The organism is Microvirga sp. HS2 (assembly GCF_055792805.1).
In genome coordinates this window covers 1-21,531 of sequence record NZ_JBVVAJ010000031.1, presented here as the reverse complement: position 1 = coordinate 21,531, position 21,531 = coordinate 1, and the positions used below count along the sequence as shown (strand labels likewise).

General features: G+C 65.4%; 19 protein-coding genes and 1 pseudogene. 8 read left to right on the top strand and 12 right to left on the bottom strand.

Annotated features, from left to right (window positions below; translation table 11 throughout):
• Window positions 1-104: 104 nt before the first annotated feature.
• On the top strand, window positions 105-1,085 hold the full coding sequence (gene denD / locus ACS5Q0_RS21355; protein WP_473128670.1) for a D-erythronate dehydrogenase: 981 nt from the start codon (window positions 105-107) through the stop codon (window positions 1,083-1,085).
• Between the two features lie 48 nt (window positions 1,086-1,133).
• Here the strand turns inward: denD and ACS5Q0_RS21350 are convergent, their stop codons facing one another.
• Window positions 1,134-1,451, bottom strand: coding sequence for a hypothetical protein (locus tag ACS5Q0_RS21350; protein ID WP_473128669.1), 318 nt, complete (start codon window positions 1,449-1,451; stop codon window positions 1,134-1,136).
• 336 nt (window positions 1,452-1,787) lie between these two features.
• Here ACS5Q0_RS21350 and ACS5Q0_RS21345 point away from each other — a divergent pair, with 336 nt between their 5' ends.
• Window positions 1,788-2,252, top strand: coding sequence for an HU family DNA-binding protein (locus tag ACS5Q0_RS21345; RefSeq protein ID WP_473128668.1), 465 nt, complete (start codon window positions 1,788-1,790; stop codon window positions 2,250-2,252).
• Window positions 2,253-2,343: 91 nt separating this feature from the next.
• Here the strand turns inward: ACS5Q0_RS21345 and ACS5Q0_RS21340 are convergent, their stop codons facing one another.
• From ACS5Q0_RS21340 to rnr, 5 genes are all read right to left on the bottom strand, one after another.
• Complete coding sequence (locus ACS5Q0_RS21340) at window positions 2,344-2,658, bottom strand: hypothetical protein (RefSeq protein ID WP_473128667.1); 315 nt, start codon at window positions 2,656-2,658, stop codon at window positions 2,344-2,346.
• Between the two features lie 59 nt (window positions 2,659-2,717).
• Window positions 2,718-2,885, bottom strand: coding sequence for a 50S ribosomal protein L33 (gene rpmG / locus ACS5Q0_RS21335; protein ID WP_473128666.1), 168 nt, complete (start codon window positions 2,883-2,885; stop codon window positions 2,718-2,720).
• Between the two features lie 193 nt (window positions 2,886-3,078).
• Window positions 3,079-3,804 carry an NUDIX hydrolase gene (locus tag ACS5Q0_RS21330; protein WP_473128665.1) on the bottom strand — a complete coding sequence of 242 codons (726 nt, stop codon included), beginning with the start codon at window positions 3,802-3,804 and terminating at the stop codon, window positions 3,079-3,081.
• Window positions 3,776-4,261 carry a DUF983 domain-containing protein gene (locus ACS5Q0_RS21325; RefSeq protein WP_473128664.1) on the bottom strand — a complete coding sequence of 162 codons (486 nt, stop codon included), beginning with the start codon at window positions 4,259-4,261 and terminating at the stop codon, window positions 3,776-3,778. Before ACS5Q0_RS21325 ends, ACS5Q0_RS21330 begins: the two co-directional genes overlap by 29 nt.
• A 16-nt stretch (window positions 4,262-4,277) precedes the next feature.
• Window positions 4,278-6,605: a ribonuclease R gene (rnr, locus tag ACS5Q0_RS21320; protein WP_473128663.1), complete on the bottom strand. Its 2,328-nt coding sequence runs from the start codon at window positions 6,603-6,605 to the stop codon at window positions 4,278-4,280.
• Window positions 6,606-7,441: 836 nt separating this feature from the next.
• On the opposite strand from rnr, the gene ACS5Q0_RS21315 reads away from it, so the two are divergent.
• Window positions 7,442-7,729 (top strand): hypothetical protein, encoded by a 288-nt coding sequence (locus ACS5Q0_RS21315; protein WP_473128662.1) that lies wholly within the window; start codon window positions 7,442-7,444, stop codon window positions 7,727-7,729.
• Between the two features lie 180 nt (window positions 7,730-7,909).
• Here the strand turns inward: ACS5Q0_RS21315 and parE are convergent, their stop codons facing one another.
• A complete protein-coding gene (parE, locus tag ACS5Q0_RS21310) occupies window positions 7,910-9,973 on the bottom strand; it encodes a DNA topoisomerase IV subunit B (protein ID WP_473128661.1) in 2,064 nt (687 codons plus the stop codon).
• A 250-nt stretch (window positions 9,974-10,223) separates the two neighbouring features.
• On the opposite strand from parE, the gene ACS5Q0_RS21305 reads away from it, so the two are divergent.
• Window positions 10,224-10,412 carry a hypothetical protein gene (locus ACS5Q0_RS21305; protein WP_473128660.1) on the top strand — a complete coding sequence of 63 codons (189 nt, stop codon included), beginning with the start codon at window positions 10,224-10,226 and terminating at the stop codon, window positions 10,410-10,412.
• Here ACS5Q0_RS21305 and ACS5Q0_RS21300 read toward each other — a convergent pair.
• The 3 genes from ACS5Q0_RS21300 to ACS5Q0_RS21290 form a co-directional block, all read right to left on the bottom strand.
• The gene (locus ACS5Q0_RS21300; protein ID WP_473128659.1) at window positions 10,397-10,909 is read right to left on the bottom strand and encodes an MgtC/SapB family protein; all 513 of its coding nucleotides are present in this window, start codon (window positions 10,907-10,909) and stop codon (window positions 10,397-10,399) included. The genes ACS5Q0_RS21305 and ACS5Q0_RS21300 overlap by 16 nt on opposite strands.
• A gap of 1 nt (window position 10,910) precedes the next feature.
• Window positions 10,911-13,619, bottom strand: a complete 2,709-nt coding sequence (topA, locus tag ACS5Q0_RS21295; protein WP_473128658.1) for a type I DNA topoisomerase — start codon at window positions 13,617-13,619, stop codon at window positions 10,911-10,913.
• A 138-nt stretch (window positions 13,620-13,757) separates the two neighbouring features.
• The gene (locus ACS5Q0_RS21290; protein WP_473128657.1) at window positions 13,758-15,392 is read right to left on the bottom strand and encodes an isovaleryl-CoA dehydrogenase; all 1,635 of its coding nucleotides are present in this window, start codon (window positions 15,390-15,392) and stop codon (window positions 13,758-13,760) included.
• A 303-nt stretch (window positions 15,393-15,695) separates the two neighbouring features.
• Here ACS5Q0_RS21290 and ACS5Q0_RS21285 point away from each other — a divergent pair, with 303 nt between their 5' ends.
• The 4 genes from ACS5Q0_RS21285 to dprA are packed head-to-tail and all read left to right on the top strand — an operon-like array spanning window position 15,696 to window position 19,749.
• The gene (locus tag ACS5Q0_RS21285; protein WP_473128656.1) at window positions 15,696-16,643 is read left to right on the top strand and encodes an aspartate carbamoyltransferase catalytic subunit; all 948 of its coding nucleotides are present in this window, start codon (window positions 15,696-15,698) and stop codon (window positions 16,641-16,643) included.
• An 8-nt stretch (window positions 16,644-16,651) separates the two neighbouring features.
• Complete coding sequence (locus ACS5Q0_RS21280; protein ID WP_473128655.1) at window positions 16,652-17,944, top strand: dihydroorotase; 1,293 nt, start codon at window positions 16,652-16,654, stop codon at window positions 17,942-17,944.
• Between the two features lie 10 nt (window positions 17,945-17,954).
• A complete protein-coding gene (plsY, locus tag ACS5Q0_RS21275; RefSeq protein WP_473128654.1) occupies window positions 17,955-18,557 on the top strand; it encodes a glycerol-3-phosphate 1-O-acyltransferase PlsY in 603 nt (200 codons plus the stop codon).
• Between the two features lie 4 nt (window positions 18,558-18,561).
• Entirely contained in the window at window positions 18,562-19,749 is a 1,188-nt protein-coding gene (gene dprA, locus ACS5Q0_RS21270; protein WP_473128653.1) for a DNA-processing protein DprA, read from the top strand.
• Between the two features lies 1 nt (window position 19,750).
• Here dprA and ACS5Q0_RS21265 read toward each other — a convergent pair whose 3' ends face one another.
• Entirely contained in the window at window positions 19,751-19,996 is a 246-nt protein-coding gene (locus ACS5Q0_RS21265) for a hypothetical protein (protein ID WP_473128652.1), read from the bottom strand.
• Window positions 19,997-20,136: 140 nt separating this feature from the next.
• Window positions 20,137-20,921: pseudogene (locus ACS5Q0_RS21260) on the bottom strand (IS5 family transposase).
• Window positions 20,922-21,531: the final 610 nt, after the last annotated feature.

Here is a 21,531-nt window from a genome sequence, read left to right as displayed (position 1 = left end):
CGCATCCCGTTATCGAACCAAGCCGTCCGGCGTGGCAACGCCTGGACGGCTTGGAACGCCGCCCCACATTCCTATAGCAGCATTCTCGAACGAAGTTTGGATCGATGCAGATTCTCATTCTCGGAGCCGCCGGAATGGTCGGCCGGAAGCTCACCGAACGCCTTGTCCAAGAGGGGCAACTGAGCGGCCAGGCGATAACGCGCATGGTCCTGCACGACGTGGTGCAGGCCGAGGTTCCGCAGGCCCCATTCCATGTCACGGCGCTCACGTCGGACTTCTCGGCGCCGGGCGAGGCCGACAGGCTCGTGGAGAGCCGCCCGGACGTCATCTTCCATCTCGCCGCCATCGTCTCCGGCGAGGCGGAGGCCGATCTGGAAAAGGGCTACCGGATCAATCTCGACGGGACGCGCTTCCTCTTCGACGCGATCCGCCGGATCGGAGACGGCTATTGTCCGCGCCTCGTCTTCACGTCTTCCATCGCCGTATTCGGGGCCCCGTTCCCCGAAGCCATTGGCGACGAGTTCTTCCTCACGCCCCTGACGAGCTACGGCACCCAGAAGGCCATCGGCGAATTGCTGCTGTCCGACTATACGCGACGCGGATTCTTCGACGGCGTCGGCATCCGCCTTCCCACGATCTGCGTGCGACCGGGCAAGCCCAACAAGGCAGCCTCGGGATTCTTCTCGAGCATCATCCGCGAGCCCCTGAGCGGACAGGAAGCCGTTCTGCCCGTGCCGGAGGATGTGCGTCACGCCCATGCCTCGCCGCGGTCCGCAGTCGGCTTCCTCATGCATGCGGCCAATATGGACACGGCGAGGATCGGGCCTCGCCGCAATCTGACGATGCCGAGCGTTTCGGTCACCGTCGCGGAGCAGATTGATGCCCTGAGGCGAATCGCGGGAGACAGGGTCGCCTCCCGAATCCGCCGCGAGCCCGATCCGGACATCATGCGCATGGTGGCCGGATGGCCGCGCCGCTTCGACGCCAGCCGAGCCGAGAGCCTCGGCTTCAAGGCGGAGACCAGCTTCGACGACATCGTCCGCCTGCACATCGACGATGAACTCGGCGGCCGTTTCGTGAGCTGATCGGCGCGCATGGCGGCACGTGTCATGCACCGCCTGCAGCGGGCCCATTCAGCAGTTGGTTTCCTGCCTGGTCGTCGTGCCGGTCACGTCGGTCTTCTGCTTGGTCTCCGTCGTGCATCCGACGCTGCCCGTCGTTCCCGTATCGCGGTGCTCGATCGTGATGTTCTGCTGATCCGGGCCCGAGGCCGCGCCGCCAACGGCACCGCCCACACCCGCGCCGACTGCTGCCCCAACGGGACCTCCGACCGCTGCTCCGGCCGCGCCGCCCGCCGCGGCGCCGGCGGCAGCGCCGCCAGTTTCCGCAAGGGTCAGAGACGGAATCATCAAGCTCGCCGCGACGAGGGTGGCCTTCATGCTGACACGCATCGTTGCTTCTCCATGGAGTTCAATCGCGCCTTGCGATGTCTGCTCCTTCAACGGCATTGCCACGCGACCGTTTCAGCTTGGCTGTTGCGATGCTGAAAGTGATTCTGCTGTTCGATTGTGCGGACGCGAAAATCGCAAAGGGAGGGATTCTCGGAACGATGGAGCAAGACGTGCCGGTAGGTTAGGGCCGCCGCCGACCGTATTCGGCAAGGTTATCGACGGATTTTTGTGACATTTGCCTTGTGGAAACGCGTTTCTGACAACTTGGAACTTTGTCTCCAAGCACTATGCAGATAATGCTATTCCATATGCGCATGGCCTCGAAAGGAGTTTCCTGTGGCAAAAGCAGCAACGAAGAAAGCCCCGGCCCGCAAGGCCGCAGCAACGAAGACCGCTAAGGCCCCCGCCAAGAAGGCGGCAGCCAAGACAGTGGCCAAGAAGACCGCCAAGGCAGCACCGAAGGCGCCTGCGAAGGCGACCGCAGCCAAGACGGCCAAGAAGACCGTGAAGGCCGCATCGTCGAACGGCATCCTCACGCTGCGCAACATCGCTGAGACGCTCTCCGAGATGCACGAGCTGCCGAAGCGTCAGGCGAACGAGATGCTCACCCAGGTGGTCGAGCTCATCGCAAAGAGCCTGAAGAAGGGCGACAAGATCCGCCTGACCGGCCTCGGCATTCTCCAGGTCCGCAAGCGTGCTGCCCGCATGGGCCGCAACCCGCAGACCGGCGAGCCCGTGAAGATCAAGGCTTCGAAGAAGATCGCCTTCCGCGCCGCCAAGGACCTGAAGGAATCGATCTGAGGTCCTTCTCGCGCATCGAACGCAGAGCCGGTGACCGGTCCTGCGTGGAATGATGCCCGAAAACTTGAAGCGCCGGACGTGAGTTCAATGTTCACGTCCGGTGTTTCGTCGGGGTGCGGCTCCACTGGCCCGCGCCGTTGCCTTTGACTCTGGCGAGCGCCAGCGCTCGTTGCTCCACGCAGGCCCGTCCATCGATCGCGGCGCGTGTCGAAGCGGCTCTTCCTTCCCGAATCGTCCCGCACGAATCCTCCGATGCCAAGCCATAGGCCGCCGCAGCCGCGAGGGCACGCATTCCCGCCCGCGGCGCTGTCGGCCCGGCCGCGCGGCGCTGCGGCGTTGCGCGATCAGGAACGAGATACGGAGTGTCGCTCGCGGGCGCTGCTGCCCCGATCCGCAGGCCGGACATGAAAAAGGCCGCCCCCGGAAGGGAGCGGCCTTTTCGATTCTGCGCTGGTGGCAGGAAGCTTACTTGATCTTGGTTTCCTTGAACTCCACGTGCTTCTTCGCGACCGGGTCGTACTTCTTGAACGACATCTTGTCGGTCATGGTGCGGGAGTTCTTCTTCGTGACGTAGAAATAGCCCGTGTCGGCGGTGGAGACGAGCTTCACTTTAATCGTTGCGGCTTTGGCCATGGGTCGGACCTCTCGTTCGGTGTCAACGCGCTCGGTTGGCCCCGCGGCGTGGCCGAAACGCAAAGGCCGGGCGAACCCGGCCGGAAAATCGTGACGTTCCCATGCCCGATTATGCCGCTTCCGTCAAGGGTTACGGAGGGTGGGACGGCACCTTTCCGCCATCTCCGGGCCTGTCCCGGCCGGGGCGGGGGGATTACAGCAGTTCCCGGACGAAATGGCCGCGCTTCTGATAGAAGAAGGGCACAGGCAGCATGGGGCTGAAGCCGGCGGCGATGCGGGCTTCCAGCTCGTTGAGGAGCATGTTCGTCACGGCGTGCAGGTCGAGCTTCCTGGCCTCGGCCATGGTCACCCAGGCCAGCTCCACGAGCTCGGAATCGGGCCCGACCACTCCCTCGACCTCATGGGCGACGGCATTGCGGTCGATTGCGAAGAAGCGGGTGTCGAAACGCTTCACGCGCTTCGGGGGCGTGACGGCGCGGCCGATGAAGTGCAGCGCCTCCAGGTCCGGAAAAACGCCATGCTCCCGGAAAGCCTCCCAGGGCGTGCCGGCGGGGACCGAATCGGGGCTTCCGTAGTCCTTGGTGCCGAGGAGCAGGCCGGTCTCCTCGAAGGTCTCGCGAATGGCGGCCAGCGCCAGCGCACGGCTGCGCTGGACGGAGGCGCGGGACACCCGGGTCATGAGAGCCTGCTCGGCCTGCGGATGCAGAGCGCCCGCCACCGCCATGGAGCGGTCCCCGGCCTCGATGCGCCCACCGGGAAACACGAACTTGCCCGGCATGAACGTGTGGCCCTCGTGGCGCCTCCCCATCAGCACCTTGGGGTGCCTGCCCCTCCGGTCGATGATGATGAGGGTCGCGGCGTCGGCGGGCCGAAGGACGGGGGCGTGCTCCTTACGCTCCCCGGCGACCAGCGTATCCATTCTGGTCAATGCTTGCGCGTCCGTCACCCGCGTCCTCCCTGTCTGCTTGCCTCATTTGGCGGGCCACGCCGAAGCCGTGCATTCCTAACGCGTATTGCAGCCCCACGACAGCCCCTTTGACGGGCTGGAGCAGCAGCAGGGAGAGGATGAGGGTCAAGGCAGGCCAGATCGCCAGATGGGCCCAGAGGGGCATCTCCATCTTGGTTTCCGTCATGAAAATTCCATAGCCGATCAGGTGGCCCACGATGGTGATCACCACGTAGGGCGGAAGATCGTCGGCGCGGTGATGGTGGAACTCCGTGCCGCAGGCCTCGCAGCGATCCACGACCTTCAGGAAGCGGCCGAAGAGGCGGCCTTGAGCGCAGGCCGGGCAGCGGCCGCGAAAGCCGCGCTTCATGGCGGGCATGAGGGTCACATCCTCGGCCGGGGCCGAGGCAGTGCGGATCGTCAGGGACATGTCTTCTCGTTTCCTGTCAGCCGCGACCGCGGCGTTTCACCTTCACCCGTGTCGGAGAGCGGCGGCTCGAAGAAGCGGCCTTCGGGGCCTTCTTCGCTCCGCGCGGCGGGCGCTTCGCTCCCTTCTTGCCGCCCCCGGCCTTGCCCGTAAAGCGGCCTTTCGTGAGCAGCTCGAAGCGCAGGGCGCCGGCGACGGGAGCCGCCTCCACGAGCTTGACCTCGACCTTGTCGCCGAGGCGGTAGGTCTCGCCCGTGTGCTCGCCCTGCATAGAGTGGGTCTTCTCATCGAAGCGATAGTAGTCGTCGCCGATGGTCGCCGCCGGGACGAAACCGTCCGCGCCGGTCTCGGCCAGCTTGATGAAGAGTCCCGCCTTCGTCACTCCGGAAATCTGTCCCTGGAATGTGGCCCCGATCCGGTCCGCGAGGAAGTGGGCGATCAGGCGGTCGATTGTCTCACGCTCCGCCGCCATGGCGCGCCGCTCCGCCGCCGAGATCTTGGCGCTGATCTCGATCAGCTCCGCCCGGGTGGTGTCGGGCGGCAGCCCGTCCTTGCCGAGCTTGAGGCCGGTGATCAGCGCGCGGTGGACGATGAGATCCGCATAGCGGCGGATGGGGGATGTGAAATGGGCGTAGCGTTTCAGGTTCAGGCCGAAATGCCCGTAATTCTCCGCCGAATACTCGGCCTGCGACTGCGAGCGCAGCACCACCTCGTTGATGAAGAGCTGGTGCTCGGAGCCATCGACGCTGCGGAGAATCCGGTTGAAGAGTTCCGGCTTGAGCGCTCCCTGCGTGGGCAGTTTCAGGCCGATGGAGGCGAGCACTTCGCTCAACGAGCGCATCTTCTCCAGCGAGGGCTCGTCGTGGACACGGTAGATCAGGTCCGACTGGACCTTCTCCAGCGCCTCGGCGGCCGCCACGTTGGCGAGGATCATGAACTCCTCGATGAGCCTGTGGGCTTCGAGCCGCTCAGGAACGAAGATGCGATCCACGGTGCCGTCGGGCTTCAGCACGATCTTGCGCTCCGGCAGGTCGAGATAGAGCGGCTCGCGGATGTCGCGCGCCTTCTTCACGAGCGCATAGCCCGCCCAGAGGGGTTTCAGGATCGCGTCGAGAATGGGGGCCGTCACCTCGTCGGTGCGGCCGTCGATGGCGGCCTGGGCCTGTTGGTAGGAGAGCTTCGCCGCCGAGCGCATCATGATCCGGTGGAAGGAATGGCGGATCTTCCGTCCGTCGGGCCCGATGACCATCCGGACGGCGAGGGCGGGGCGGGGCACGTGCGGGCGCAGCGAGCAGAGATCGTTGGAAATCCGCTCCGGCAGCATGGGGACGACCCGGTCGGGGAAATAGACCGAGTTGCCGCGCTCCTGCGCCTCCCGGTCCATCGCCGTGCCGGGCGTCACATAAGCCGCCACGTCGGCGATGGCGACGGTGATGATGAAACCGCCCTCGTTCTGCGGGTCCTCGTCCCGCACCGCATGGACGGCGTCGTCGTGGTCCTTGGCGTCCGGAGGGTCGATGGTGACGAGCGGCACGTCGCGCCAGTCCTCGCGGCCCGCCATGGAGGCGTGCTCCGCCCGCTCAGCCTCGTCGATGACGGGCTTCGGGAACTCGTTCGGAATGTTATGGGCGTAGATCGCGATCAGGCTCACGGCCTTCTCGGACTTGATGGAGCCCAGCCGCTCCTTGACCTTAGCGTGGGGCAGGCCATAGCGCCCGTGCTTCACGATGCTGGCGGAGATGAGGTCGCCGTCCAGCGCCCCGGCCTCGTCGCCGGGATTGATCTGGAGTTCCTGCTCGCGGGACTTCTTGTCGACGGGGATCAGGCGGCCACCGCCTTCGGGGAGGGCGCGGAAAATGCCGAGCACCTGCGCCTGCTTCTTGGCGAGGATCTTGGTGACGCGGCCTGCATAGCGGTGAACGTCACCGGCCTTCAACGGATCGACCCGCAGCAGCGCCCGGTCGCCGACGCCCGCCACGGGCATGCCGGGCCTGGGCTTGCGCGGGGGCATGATGACGATGGTGGGGATGGAGCCGTGCTCCTCCTCGTCCCATTCGGTCGGCACGGCGATCAGCTCGCCGTCGCGGTCGCGCTTGACGATATCGGCCATCACCATCGGCGGCAGCTGCCCCGCCCTGTGGACGCGCTTGCCCCGGCGGTCCACGACGCCCTCGACTTCGAGGTCTTTCAGCATCTGCTTGAGCCAGATGCGGTCGCCGCCCTTGATGTTGAAGGCCTGCGCGATCTCGCGCTTGCCGACCTTGCCGGGGGTGTTGGCGATGAAGGCGACGAGATCCTCCCGGGACGGGAGAGCGGAAGAGGAGGGTGCTTTTGAACGTTTGGCCAAGGGAAAACTCGTTGAGTTCGTCAGGTCTTGTCGCATGCAAGCTTGGCCGCGGCTAGAGCATCGGCCCCAAAAGTGGATTCCACGTTTGGGATTGATCCAATGCGCCCATCCGGCCATGCGCCCCTGGGGATGACGCACAAGCCGCGCCATTGATCCATCGGAACGGTAACAGCGCTTCAGGGCAAAAAAAAAGGCTCCGGAGTGGAGCCTGTGAGGGACCGGCCCGTGGGGGCAGAATGGGCCGGTGATGCCTAATCAACCGCGGGCTTCAACATTGGTTCCCGGTTTTTTCAAAAAAATTTCAAAAAAGTTTCACATGGGAGTTAAGTTATTGGAATATCTTGAATAATTTATCCTTCGTCATAGCCGGACTTGATCCGGCCATCCACGTCTTCAGGAACCGCCTCACCTCAAAGACGGGGATCCCCGGCACAAGGCCTGGGATGACGGCGAGGGTGCCTGTCTCTGCTCAGAACCCCTTAATTTTCCAGATGGATGAGCGGTGTGCGTGGCCGCGCCTTCTCCGGCCGGAGCCAGAGAGCAGGAAAGCCCTGGTAACGCCGAGGGTCATCGTCCTCTCCGCTCACGGCGCGCTCGGCCTCAAAGGAAAAAAGGTAGCGGCGTAAGCGTGGCTGTCTGGTCGGGTGACGCACGATGTCTGTGCGCCCCAACCGGTACCAATCGCCCACGAAGTAGAGGCCGCTGCCGCGCTTGGGCTCTCGCCCCTCGACCCAGTCCGTGATGAGAATATCACATCCCTTCTGCCGTCGGCTTCGGGGGCGAGCGAAGCTGCCACTTCCGTAATCCGAGGCAGACCATGAGATTGGCGCAACGGCGTGATGGGCCGGATCGAGAACGTGCAGGCTCCAATAATTGATGCCGATGCCCTGGGAGGTGAGTTCACGATTGGCAACGATCCAAAGCGGTCGTCCATCTCCGCGCAGGTCGCCGCTGAGGACGTGAAAGTCTTCCGTTTCAGTCAGATATGCCGCGACCGGCCAATGCTGGACAGCCTGCCCGTGAACGACATAGGACATCTGGGCCGCTGCGTCGTCCTCTTTGCCGAGGCATTTGCAGATGGATCGGCCTTGCCCCAGATCGACGCAATGACCCTCGCCGCATGATGGGTCGGAGGCAGGGGACGGCTTCGGAAAACGCGTCAGGGGACAGGTCCTAATCGGCTCTAGCCTCTCGCGTGCGGATGCAGGGGCGCAGAGCAGGCACAATCCCAGAAAAACAAAAACCCGGCGCATCCCCATGCCTCTTACGGGAGGTTCTGCGCCGGGAGCTTATCGTTATAAAGTTCAGATATCCAGATCCGCCTCGTCGGCGAAGGCGGCGCGTTCCTGGATGAAGGTGAAACGGGCTTCGGGCTTGTTGCCCATCAGGCGTTCCACTGTGTCGTTGGCCTCCGGCCGGTCGTCGGCTTCCACCACGACCTTGAGCAGCAGGCGCTTCTTCGGGTCCATGGTGGTTTCCTTCAACTGGCCCGGCAGCATCTCGCCCAGACCCTTGAAGCGGCTGATCTCGACCTTGCCGCTGCCCTTGAACATCGTCTTCAGCAGCCGGTCGCGATCCGCCTCGTCCCGGGCATAGGCCGACTTGGCGCCGTGCGACAGGCGGTAGAGGGGCGGAACCGCGAGGTAGAGATGGCCGCCGTCGATGAGCTTGGGCATCTGACGGTAGAAGAAGGTGATGAGCAGCGTGGCGATATGGGCGCCGTCCACGTCCGCGTCCGTCATGATGACGATCTTCTCGTAGCGGAGATCGGCTTCGCGGTACTGCGAACCCGTTCCGCAGCCGAGCGCCTGGACAAGGTCGGAGATCTGCTGGTTCTGGTGCAGCTTGTCCCGGCCCGCCGAGGCCACGTTGAGGATCTTGCCGCGCAACGGCAGCACGGCCTGGGTGGCGCGGTCGCGGGCCTGCTTGGCGGAGCCGCCGGCCGAATCGCCCTCGACGAGGAAGAGCTCGGAGCCCTTCGCGCCGGCATTGGAGCAATCCGCCAGCTTGCCGGGCAGGCGCAGCTTGCGGGTGGCCGTCTTGCGGGCGACCTCCTTCTCCTGGCGGCGGCGCAGGCGCTCCTCGGCCCTGTCGATCACCCAGTCGAGAAGCTTGTTGGCCTGCTGCGGGGAGGCGGCAAGCCAGTGGTCGAAGGTGTCCCGGATCGCGTTCTCGACGATGCGGCCCGCTTCCACGGTCGCCAGCTTGTCCTTGGTCTGGCCCTGGAATTCCGGCTCGCGGATGAAGACCGAGAGCATGGAGGCGCAGGTCGCCATCACGTCGTCGGTGGTCACCGCCGCCATGCGCTTCTGCTGGCCCACGCGCTCCGCGTGGTCGCGCAGGGCGCGCAGCAGGGCGATGCGCAGGCCGTTCTCGTGCGTGCCGCCCTCGGGCGTGGGCACGGTGTTACAGTAGGAGATCGAGAAGCCGTCCTCGTTCGCCATCCAGGCGACGGCCCATTCCAGGGAGCCGTGGCTGCCCGGCTTCGTGATCTTGCCGGAGAAGATCTGGTCGGTGACCAGCTCCTTCCCGTCGATGTCGTGGAGCAGGTAATCCTTCAGGCCGTTCGGAAACTTGAAGGTCGCCTCGGCGGGAACGTTGTCGACGCCTTCGAGCAGGGACGGGGCGCATTTCCAGCGGATCTCAACGCCGCCGAACAGATAGGCCTTGGAGCGGGCCATCTTGAACAGGCGACGGGGCAGGAAATGGGCGTCCTTGCCGAAGATCTGCCAGTCGGGCTTGAAGCGCACCTTCGTGCCGCGCCGGTTGAGGACACGGCCTATGGTTTCGAGCTTGCCCTGGGGGAGGCCGCGGGAAAAGACCTGCCGATAGAGCTGCTGGCCGCGCGCGACCTCGACTTCGAGGGTCTCGGACAGGGCGTTCACCACCGACACGCCGACGCCGTGCAGGCCTCCGGACGTCTCGTAGACCTTCGAGTCGAACTTGCCGCCCGCATGCAGGGTCGTCATGATGACTTCGAGGGCCGACTTCTTCGGGAACTTGGGGTGCGGATCGACCGGAATGCCGCGCCCGTTGTCGGTCACGGACAACCAGCCGCCTTCCTCCACCTCCACCTCGATGAAGGTCGCGTGGCCCGCGACCGCCTCGTCCATCGAGTTGTCGATCACTTCGGCGAAGAGGTGGTGCAGGGCCTTCTCGTCCGTGCCGCCGATATACATGCCCGGACGGCGGCGGACGGGCTCCAGACCCTCCAGAACCTCGATGGCGGACGCGTCGTATCCGGCCTCGCCCGGCGTGCCTGGCTGCGGCGCAGGCGCGGCGCGGGAGGATTTCACGGTAGCCGTTCTGGCTGCGGCGGGCGTCGCGCGCTTGGCGGCTCCGCCCCCGAAGAGATCGTCATTGTCCATTGGGACCTTGGTCCGTTTCGATGATTCGCGCTTGTTTACACTATTTCTCATTCCGTTTTTATACGAGAACAAAACGGAAACGAGAAGGCGGCTTAGGGTCACAAGCCACAAAAAAGGCGGCTTGGGAACCCTCGTTCGAACAGTATCGTGGTTGCCCCTAAAGGATGTCTTTCACCTGTCATCAGGAACTGTTTAGTTACCATTCACGTTGGCTGGATAAGCATGGGCTTAACGGAGAACGAGGGCGGCGATGCGCACGACGATGGGATCGGCACGGCAACTTCATCTGGACCGCGCGGCGCGCACCGCCGGAGAGGCCTTCGCCTTCGATGAGCCCGACACCACGCCCGTCGTGAAGAGCAGCACCTTCGGGTCGAGCCTCCTGTGGCTCTCGATTGCGGCCTTCGCCGTTCTGGGCCTGGGTTACGCCTTCAACTGATCGTCGTCCTGCACGGTTTTCTCCTTGCCCGTGAACAGGCGGGTGAGCCATCCTTCGAGAGCTTTGCCGAAGGTCAGGACGAGCAGGGTCATGGCGGTCCCGGCGAACGTGATGAACCAGGCGCCGAGGCCCGCCGTCACGCCGAGAGCCGCTGCGATCCAGACAGTCGAAGCGGTGGTGAGCCCCTGAACTTCCGTGCCGTCCCTGGCCTTGATGATGGCGCCGGCGCCGAGGAATCCGAGGCCGGTCAGAATGCCCTGGACGACACGGCTGACGGCGTCCTGCCCGAAATGCAGCCCCTCATAGACGGACCCTGAGAGAATCACGGTAGCGGAGCCCAGCGCCACGAGGCCGAGCGTCCGCATGCCGATGGGCTTGTTGTGGATGTCCCGGTTGATCCCCACGGCCATGCCCGCGATCGCCGCCACGCAGAGGCGCAGCAGAACCTCGATCTCGTCAGCATGATCCAGCAGGAGCCAGGACAGCCACTCCTTCATGTCATTCGGCCGCCTTCGCCTTCTTGGCTGCCGTCTTCTTGGCCGCGGGCTTCTTCGCTGCCGCTTTCTTCGCGGCCGTTTTCGGCGCTGCCGTCTTCGCCGCCGCCTTCTTGGCCGGAGCCTTCTTCGCGGAAGCGGCCTTCTTGGCGGGCGCCTTGCGGCCGCGGGCGGACTTCTTCGACGGACCGGCGGCCCGGCGCGCCTTCAGAAGCTCGACGGCCTCATCCAGCGTCACCGCTTCCGCGGCCAAGGTCCGCGGCAGGGTGGCGTTGGTCTCGCCGTCCGTGACGTAGGGGCCGAACCGCCCGGCTTTCACCACGATGGGCTTGCCCGATTCGGGATCATTGCCCAGCGGGCGGCCCGGATCGGCGGCGCGGCGGGCGTTGCCGCCGCCGCTTTCCTTCGTGACGATCAGGTCAATGGCGCGGTTGGCGCCGATCTCCAGAACGTCGTCGCCCGGGCCGAGATTGGCATAGGTCTTCCCATGCTGCACGTAGGGCCCGTAGCGGCCGATGCTCGCCAGGATCGGCTCGCCCGATTCCGGGTGCGTCGCCACCTGACGGGGCAGCGACAGGAGCTTGAGCGCCTTTTCCAGATCCACCTGCGAGGGCGCCAGACCCTTCGGCAGGGACGAGCGCTTGGGCTTCTCGCCTTCGCCGAGCTGCACGAAGGGACCGAAGCGGCCATCGCGCAGGGTCACCTGCTGCCCGGTCTCCGGGTCGTCGCCCAGAACCTTCACGCCGGGCTGGCCGCCGTTCTCCGACGAGCCTTCGCCGTCGCCGTCGACGCCCGATGCGGCGAGCTGACGGGTGTACTTGCACTCCGGATAGTTCGAGCAGCCGATGAAGGCCCCGAACTTGCCGAGCTTGAGGGAAAGCTGGCCCGTGCCGCAGGTCGGGCAGGTGCGCGGGTTCGAGCCGTCGCCCTTGTCCGGGAAAATGTGCGGGCCGAGGAGTTCGTTGAGCGCATCGAGCACTTCCGTGGTGCGCAGCTCCTTCGTCTCGCCGATGGCGGCGGAGAAGTCGCGCCAGAACTCGCGCATCACCTGCTTCCAGTCGATCTCGTTGTTCGAGACCCGGTCGAGCTGCTCTTCCAGGTCCGCCGTGAAGTCGTATTCCACGTAGCGGCGGAAGAAGCTCTCCAGAAAGGCGGTGACGATGCGGCCCTTGTCCTCGGGCACGAGGCGCTTCTTCTCGATGCGCACGTATTCGCGGTCGCGCAGGGTCTGCAGCACGGCGGCATAGGTGGAAGGCCGGCCGATGCCGAGCTCCTCCATGCGCTTCACGAGCGAGGCTTCCGAATAGCGCGGCGGCGGCTCGGTGAAATGCTGGGTCGCGTTGATGCGGCGGCGCTCCAGCGGGTCGCCCGCCTTCATGGGAGGCAGACGGCCCTCGTCCTCGTCCGCCTCGTCGTCCTTGCTCTCGTTGTAGAGCGTGAGGAAGCCGTCGAACTTGATGACCTGACCGGTCGCGCGCAGATCGAGCTTGCGCGGGCCGACCTGCGCGGCGATGTCTGCGGTGGTGCGCTCGAGCTCGGCCGATTCCATCTGGCTCGCCAGGGTGCGGGTCCAGATGAGGTTGTAGAGGCGGGCCTGTTCCGGTTCCAGGTACTTCGCCACGGCCTTCGGCAGGCGGCCCATATCGGTCGGGCGGATGGCCTCGTGCGCTTCCTGCGCGTTCTTGGCCTTGGTCGAGTATTTCCTCGGAACGGCCGGCACATAGCGGTCGCCGTATTCCCTGCCGATCACCCGGCGGGCGGCCTGCACGGCTTCGGGCGCCATGTCGACGCCGTCCGTACGCATATAGGTGATGAGACCGACCGTCTCGCCGCCGATATCGACACCCTCGTAGAGACGCTGCGCGATTCGCATGGTCTGCGCCGGAGCCAAGCCCAGCTTGCGCGAGGCCTCCTGCTGCAGGGTCGAGGTGGTGAAGGGCGGGTAGGGGTGGCGCTTGGCGGGCTTGGCCTCGATGGTCGCGACCGAGAAGGTCGCGAGTTCCAGGTCCTTCTTGAAGGCCTCGGCGTCCTTGCCGTTGCCGATGTCGAGGCGCTGGATCTTCTTTCCATCGGCCCCGACGAGGCGCGCATCGAACACCGCGCCATCCTTCGTCGCGAGGGTCGCGATCAGGGACCAGTACTCGCGCGGCTTGAAGGTCTCGATCTCCAGCTCGCGGTCGCAGACGAGGCGCAGGGCCACCGACTGCACGCGGCCGGCCGAGCGCGCTCCGGGCAGCTTGCGCCAGAGAACGGGGGACAGGGTGAAGCCCACGAGATAGTCGAGGGCGCGGCGGGCCATGTAGGCATCGACCAGCGCCTGATCGATCTCGCGCGGCTGCCGGAGCGCGGTCTGCACCGCGTCCTTGGTGATGGCGTTGAAGGTGACGCGCTCGATCGGCAGGTCCTTGAGGACGCGTTTTTCGCGCAACGCCTCGACCACGTGCCAGGAAATCGCCTCGCCCTCGCGATCCGGGTCGGTGGCGAGGATGAGCTTCTCGGCTCCCTTGATCGCCTTGGCGATCTCGGAGACCCGCTTCGAGCCCTTGTCCTCGAGCGTCCAGATCATGCGGAAATCGGCATCCGGGTCGACCGAGCCGTCCTTGGCGGGCAGATCGCGGATATGCCCAAAGGAAGCCAGGACCTCATAGTCCTTGCCGAGATATTTGTTGATCGTCTTGGCCTTTGCAGGCGACTCGACGACGACGACTTTCATGGGCGACTTCCCGTAGATGGCCGCGAGCGGATGCTCAAAGTTCTGGTGACCGGAGGCTGCGGTCGGTTCTGACCGTCAGAGGCGCGATAAGTGGTTGATGATTGAAGACAAGTCAAATCGGCCGTTTTCCCCACCCTGTTATTTGGTGACGAAAGCCCGCTCCAGCAAGGGTTCGACGGCTTCTCCGAGCTCGTTCGCTCCAATCATCCGGGCCGGCTGCGCCAGGCGGGAGAGGGCATAGGCCTCCACGATGTCCGGCGGGGCGGAGCGGGCCATGGCCGCTGCGGCGGCGAGGGAAAAGAGACGCTCGGCGACGAATCTGGCCTTGGCCTCGGCATGAGGCGATTGCAGGGCCAGGACGATGTCGCGGGCCGTCTCGGAGGCTCCGGGCAGGTCTCCGGCGTCGGCCATGAGCCTTTGCAGGACGGAGGCGGAGAGTTCCGGGTCGCGCCTCTCGGCCCGCAGGAGATCGAGGGCGATCACGTTGCCCGATCCTTCCCAGATCGCGTTGACGGGAGCCTCCCGGTAAAGGCGGGGCAGGGGGCTCTCCTCCACATAGCCGTTGCCGCCCAGGCTCTCCATGGCCTCGTAGAGGAGCCGGGGCGCGGCCTTGCAGATCCCGAATTTGGCGGCGGGCGTGACGAGGCGGGCATGGGCCGCCTCGTGCTCGTCCTTGGCGGCGAGGTCGAAGCTGTGGGCCGTGCGCAGGGCAAGCGCCGTCATGGCTTCGTTCTCCAGGGCGAGGTCGGCGAGCACCATCCGCATGGCGGGCTGGTCGATGAGCTTCTTCTGGAAGACGCTGCGGTGATGGGCATGATGCATGGCCAAGGTCAGGCCCATGCGCACGAGCCCGGCGGAGGCCACCGCGCAGTCGAGGCGGGTCATCTGGACCATGGGGATGATGGTGCGCACGCCTGCTCCCTCCTCGCCGATGCGCCAGCCGAACGCGTCCACGAACTCGACCTCGGAGGAGGCGTTGGAGCGATTCCCAAGCTTATCCTTCAGCCGTTGCAGGCGAAGGCCGTTGAGGGAGCCGTCCGGCCGGAAGCGCGGGACGAGGAAGCAGGTGAGGCCGCCGGGCGCCTGGGCGAGCACGAGGAACGCGTCGCACATGGGCGCGGACATGAACCATTTGTGCCCGGTGAGCGCATATTCGTCCCCGGCCACGGGGACGGCGCGGGTGCTGTTGGCGCGCACATCCGTCCCGCCCTGCTTCTCGGTCATGCCCATGCCCAGGGTGACGGAGCTTTTTTCCCAGAAGGGAATGAAGCGGGAATCGTAGTCGCGGGAGCGGATCCTAGGCAGCCACTCCTTCAGCCGGGCGGGCGCGGCGGCGAGCGCCGCTACGGAGGCATGGGTCATGGTGATCGGGCAGACATGGCCGCTTTCCACGCCCGCCACGGTGTAGATCCTGGCCGCCCGCGCCGCATGCGCGTGACCTGATTTCGGCTCGTCCCAGGTGGAGGAATGAAGCCCGTCCGCCATGCTCGCCCGCATGAGCGCATGGTAGGCCGGGTGAAACTCCACCGCGTCGATGCGAAAGCCGCGCGCATCGTGGGTGCGCAGCTTCGGCGGGTTCTCGTTGGCGAGCCGCCCGAGATCGAGCCGCTCCGCGCTGCCCCGGGCCGCCCCGAAAGCGATCAGCCCCTCGGCCTCCGGATCGACCCCGTTGCTCCTGAGGGCATCCAGCAGGGGCCGATCCCCCGCGATCAGGTTCACATCGGCGAAGGGGGGCGTCTGGTTGACGATCTCATGGGTCTGGAATGCGGACATGGCACGATTCCCGAAGCTCGTTCATTCATTTTAGGGTGACATCTTCACTCCGGAATATTCCCTTCCCTTGCCGGAGGGGCAGAGGGCAGATGAAACGGTGTCTTACTCACTGCTCTCACGTCATCCCCGGCCTTGTGCCGGGGATCCACGTCTTCATGGCGTGACGCCTCCAAGACGGGGATGGCCGGGACAAACCCGGCCATGACGCAGGATTTTCGCTGAATAGCCCTTGCTCAACAGGGAGGAAAAATAGCGAGCCTGCTTGCTGCCCACAGCCGGAGCGCCTATAGCGATGGCTTTAAGATGACAGTCACCCCCCGAACCGTTTTTCCCCACCGGCATCTCCTCGGAATCGAGGGGCTGTCTCCTTTGGACATTCAGGCGCTGCTCGATCTGGCCGATAATCAGGTCGAGGTGAGCAGGCAGATCGAGAAGCGGAAAACCTCCCTCCGGGGACGGACCCAGATCAACCTCTTCTTCGAGCCCTCGACGCGTACGCAATCCTCCTTCGAGATCGCGGGCAAGCGCCTAGGCGCCGACGTGCTCAACATGGCGGTGGCCTCCTCTTCTGTGAAGAAGGGCGAGACGCTGATCGACACGGCGGCGACCCTCAACGCCATGCGCCCGGACATCATCGTCGTCCGTCATCACGCGGCGGGCGCGGTCCATCTCCTGGCCCGGAAGGTCGATTGCGCGGTGGTGAACGCCGGCGATGGCGCGCACGAGCATCCGACCCAGGCGCTCCTCGATGCGCTCACCATCCGCCGCAACAAGGGGCGTATCGAAGGCCTGACGGTGGCGATCTGCGGCGACATCCTGCATTCGCGCGTGGCGCGCTCCAACATGATCCTGCTCGCCGCCATGGGGGCGCAGGTGCGCCTCGTCGCGCCCACGAACCTCCTGCCGCCCGGCATCGAACGGCTCGGCTTTCCCACCTTCACCGATATGCGAAAGGGCCTGGAGGGCGCGGATATCGTCATGATGCTTCGCCTTCAGCGCGAGCGCATGAACGGCTCCTTCGTCCCCTCCGTGAAGGAGTATTTCCGCTTCTATGGGCTGGATCAGGAGAAGCTCTCCTACGCCAAGCCCGATGCGCTCGTGATGCATCCCGGCCCCATGAACCGGGGTGTGGAGATTTCCTCCGACGTGGCGGACGGCGCGCAGTCGCTGATCCGGGAGCAGGTCGAGATGGGCGTGGCCGTCCGCATGGCGGTGCTGGAGGCTCTCGCGAGCCATCTGCCGAACGGGTGAGACGCGCGATGAGCACGAAACCTCTTCTCTTCAAGAACGCACGCCTCGTCGATCCCGATACTGGGCGTGAGCAAGTCGGCGCTCTGCTCGTCCGCGACGGCGTGATCCGGGATCTCGGGCCGCAGCTGGCGGACGTGTCCGACGCGGACGTGATCGATTGCGGCGGGCAGGTGCTGAGCCCCGGTCTCATCGACATGCGCGCCTTCATCGGCGAGCCGGGCGGGCCCTATCGCGAGACGCTCAAGAGCGCGGGCGAGGCCGCCGCCGCCGGGGGCGTGACGACCGTCGTGTCCATGCCGGACACCAGCCCGGTTCTCGACGATCCGGCCGTGATCGACTTCATCGTGCGCCGGGCGCGGGACACCTCCGTCGTGAACATCCTGCCGGCAGCCGCCCTCACGAAGGGCCTCATGGGCGAGGAGATGGCGGAGATCGGGCGGCTCAAGGAGGCGGGGGCGATCGCCTTCACCGATGGCGCTCGCTCCGTCACCAATGCGCAGGTGATGCGCCGGGCGCTCACCTATGCCCGCGATTTCGACGCGCTGATCGTCCATCACGTGGAGGATCCCGATCTGGTCGGCCAGGGCGTGATGAACGAGGGCGAGTTTTCCGCCCGCCTCGGCCTTCCGGGCATCCCCCGCGAGGCCGAGACCATCATGCTGGAGCGCGACATGCGCCTCGTGCGCCTCACCGGCGCGCGCTACCACGCGGCCATGATCTCCACCGCCGATTCGGCGGAGATCGTGCGGGCCGCGAAGGCGAGGGGATTGCCCGTGACCTGCGGCGTCTCCATCAATCACCTGTCGCTCAACGAGAACGATATCGGGGATTACCGCACCTTCCTGAAGCTCTCGCCCCCCTTGAGGCACGAGGACGACCGGCAGGCGATGATCGAGTCCCTGGCCGAGGGGACCATCGACGTGATCGTCTCGGACCACAATCCACAGGATGTGGAGAACAAGCGCCTGCCCTTCGCCGAGGCCGCGAACGGGGCCGTGGGCCTCGAAACGCTGCTCTCGGCGGCGCTGCGCCTCGTGCATTCGGATCGCATTTCGTTGCCTAAGCTCCTGCGCGCGATGACCACGAAACCCGCGGAAATCCTCGGGTTGCCGGCCGGGCGGCTGAAGATCGGCGCTCCCGCCGACCTCATCCTGTTCGATCCGGACGCGCCTTATGTGCTCGACAAGCGCGACCTGAAGTCCCTGTCCAAGAACTCGCCGTTCGACGAGGCCCGTCTGGAAGGACAGGTGACGATCACGATGGTTGCGGGCAGGATCGTGTTCGACCGCCGCCCAACGTGACGAGACGCGAATGTCCGACGAAGTGAACCTGATGTACCTGCTCGGAGCCCTGGTCTTCGGCTATCTCCTGGGCTCCATCCCCTTCGGGGTGATCTTCACCCGCATGGCCGGGCTTGGGGACATCCGCAAGGTCGGATCGGGCAATATCGGCGCGACCAACGTTCTGCGCACCGGCCGGAAGGGGCTGGCCGCCGCGACGCTCGTGGGCGACGCCCTCAAGGGAACGGCCGCCGTGCTGATCGCGGCCCGCTGGGGCGAGCACGCCGCCAGCGTCGCCGCCCTCGGCGCCTTCCTGGGCCACCTCTTTCCGGTCTGGCTCGGGTTCAAGGGCGGCAAGGGCGTTGCGACCTTCATCGGCGTGCTGATCGGCCTGAACTGGGTCGCCGCGCTGATCTTCGCCGTAATCTGGCTCGGCGTCGCCTTCGCCTCGCGCTATTCGTCCCTGTCGGCCCTGGTCGCCAGTGCCGCGACTCCGATCGCGCTCTGGCTTCTCGGCCAGCCCGCGATGGCCGGCATGGTGGTGATCCTCGCGGCGCTGCTCTGGTGGAAGCACAGCCCGAACATCAGCCGCCTCCTGGCCGGAACGGAGGGCAAGATCGGTCAGAAGGGCTAAAGCCGTGCAGTTGACGGATGAGCAGCGCCTCGACTGGCTCCGGCTGATCCGGTCGGAGAATGTGGGGCCGCGCACGTTCCGCGCCCTGGTCAACAAGTTCGGTGGCGCGGCCGCGGCGCTGGATGCGCTGCCCGACCTCGCCCGGCGCGGCGGGCGGCCGTCGCTGAAGGTGGCGAGCCGGGCCGAGGCCGAGAAGGAGATGGCCGCCGCCGCGCGTCTGGGCGTGCGCTTCATCGCCATGGGCGAGCCCGATTATCCGAAAACACTCCAGGCCGTCGACACCGCGCCGCCGCTGATCGGCGTGCGCGGCTCCACGGAAGTGCTCGCCAGGCCATCCGTCGGCATGGTGGGATCCCGCAACGCTTCCGCCGCCGGGCTCACCTTCGCCGAGCGCCTGTCGCGGCAGCTCGGCGAGGCCGGTTACGTGGTCGTCTCGGGCCTCGCGCGCGGCGTCGATACGCGGGCGCATCGCGCAACTCTGCAGACCGGCACCGTCGCCGTCCTCGCAGGCGGGCAGGACAAGGTGTATCCGTCCGAGAACGAGCCGCTCCTGCGCGCCATCGTGGAGCAAGGCGGGGCCGTGGTCTCGGAAATGCCGATGGGATGGGAGCCGCGCGGGCGCGATTTTCCCCGCCGCAACCGCATCATCTCAGGCCTGTCCTACGGGGTGGTGATCGTCGAGGCGGCGCGCCGCTCGGGCTCGCTCATTACCGCCCGTTTCGCCCTGGAGCAGGGGCGGGAGGTCTTCGCCGTGCCGGGATCTCCCCTCGATCCCCGTGCAGAGGGAACGAACGACCTCATTCGGGAAGGGGCCATCCTCTGCGCCACCGTCGAGCATGTCACGAGCGTGCTCGAGCCGCTCGTCGCGTCAGGGCCCCGCGTCGAGCCCGGGGCGGAGGAACCGCACCATGTCCTGGGCACCGAGGAATTGTGGGACGAATTGGATCTACCGGACATTCCCCGGGCGCCGAAGGGCTCCGTCTCGCCTGCTGCGGGGATCGATGAGGCCAGCACGGATGCCGCCGCCGGGCTCATCGCGCTTCTCGGCCCTTCGCCAGTTGCCATCGACGATCTGGTGCGCCAGTCCGGGCTCCCGATCCGGACCGTTCAGATGACCCTGCTCGAACTTGAGATCGCAGGACGCCTGGAACGCCACGGCGGCAATGCTGTGTCGCTGACGGCCGGCTCCTGAACTACCGTTTCCGGGTATCCGCCTGTACGGCGCGCGCCGCTTCGAGCCTGGCCATGTCCAGGAGATAGGCCAGCAGGTCGAGACGGGCCTGCCGCGCGAGGTAGGACAGCTCTGCCGTCAGCTCGGAGACGTACCGCGCCGTCTCGGCCGCATCCATGCCGTGTCGATCGCCACGGATGCCCCCATCGGCAAGCTCGTCGTCGCGGAGCAAGGGGACGGATGGAGCGGAGAGCGGAGCTTTGGTCATCGGGATACGGTTGTGCCTCTGTTTCACAGAGGCTTATTATCAATGCAACTGTAAATGAAACAAGAGTTCTTTATGCATCTTTTGATTGTAAATGCCGCTGCCGTTATCGACCCATAAGAGAAATCAGCATCTCTATGTATCTAGAGGCTGTTATGGACCGCGATGTAGTTGACGGCCTGGCGCAGCATAAGACAGACCATCGCAATGACATGCAGGTCTGCGAGCGTTTGAGGTAGACGCTCGTAATCGCGCACCAGACGCCGAAAGCGCGTCGCCCAGGCGAAGGTCCGCTCGACCACCCACCGGCGCGGCAGCAGCACGAAACCGCGTTGGCCTCAGACAACTTGACCACCTCCAGCTGAATCCCATGCTCCCGGGCCGCATCCGCCGCCCTCTCGCCCGTATAGCCCTGATCGACATAGGCCAGATCAACACTCTCACCGGTGGCCCCCTGCATGGCCTGAGCCAGCTGTCCCACTTGAGCGCGATCATCCGCCGTGGCGGGGGTGACGTGGGCCGCCAGCAGATGCCCCAGCGTGTCCACCGCCATGTGCAGCTTGGAGCCCTTCTTGCGCTTGGTACCATCATAGCCAGCGCGGGCTCCGCTCTCAGGGCTGGAGCGCAGCGTACGGCTGTCGAGCACAGCTGCCGAGGGCTCCCCATCGCGTCCAGCCGCCAGGCGCAGCACGGCGCGAAGGTCGTGCGCCAGTTCCTCGAAACAGCCGGCGTTAAGCCAGCGCTGCGCCTGCTGATAGACGGCCGCCCAGGGCGGCAGATCGTTGGGCATCCAGCGCCAGGGCGCCCCCGTTTTGATGATGTAGCGCAGGCCGTTGAACACCTCCTGCAGGGAGTGTTCCCGCTGGCTAGCCTCTTCGGGCAGGAGCGTCAGATAGGGCGCCACCAGCGCCCATTCCTCATCGGACACATCAGAGGGGGTAGGGTTTGCGAGTTGAGGTCATCTCGCCCCAACGGAGATCACCTCAAGCTGGGTCCATAACAGCCTCTAGGTCACCAGGATTTTTCGACCTTTGGACCTCCGCTATGGGCGGTGCATCACGCACATCTGAGCTTTTCGATCCCAGATACCGGTTCGACCCGCATCCCCCCTCCCGTGATGGCATCCTGCAAAACGTGGGTTTATCGGACAGTCATGCTGAACTTCGAGCACCTCGGCAGCGTATTCGCGCTACTTAAGTTCCCTGATGTCGTCAGAAGTCTGGCGGCAGTTGGGGCTCAACTGGAAGAGGACAGCGCTTGCCTCGGAAATCGTCGCGTTGTGTTCGTGGGAGATCAGACAAAGCCGGGTCGATAACAAGGGCCAAGAAGGCGTTCCTACGGTTCTTGAAACGTAGTGTCGATCGGGATTTCCGGACGATCTCCAGATGCTGTGAGATGAGAAGACCCTAACTTGCTGTCGGCCGAACTGAGAAACTGACCCCCTGACGAAACGAAGAACTGACCCCTCCTTGGCAGAGGAGGAATAGATGTCGACCGGGGTTTCAGTGGATCCTGCATTGTCGCGGACGATGCGGAGA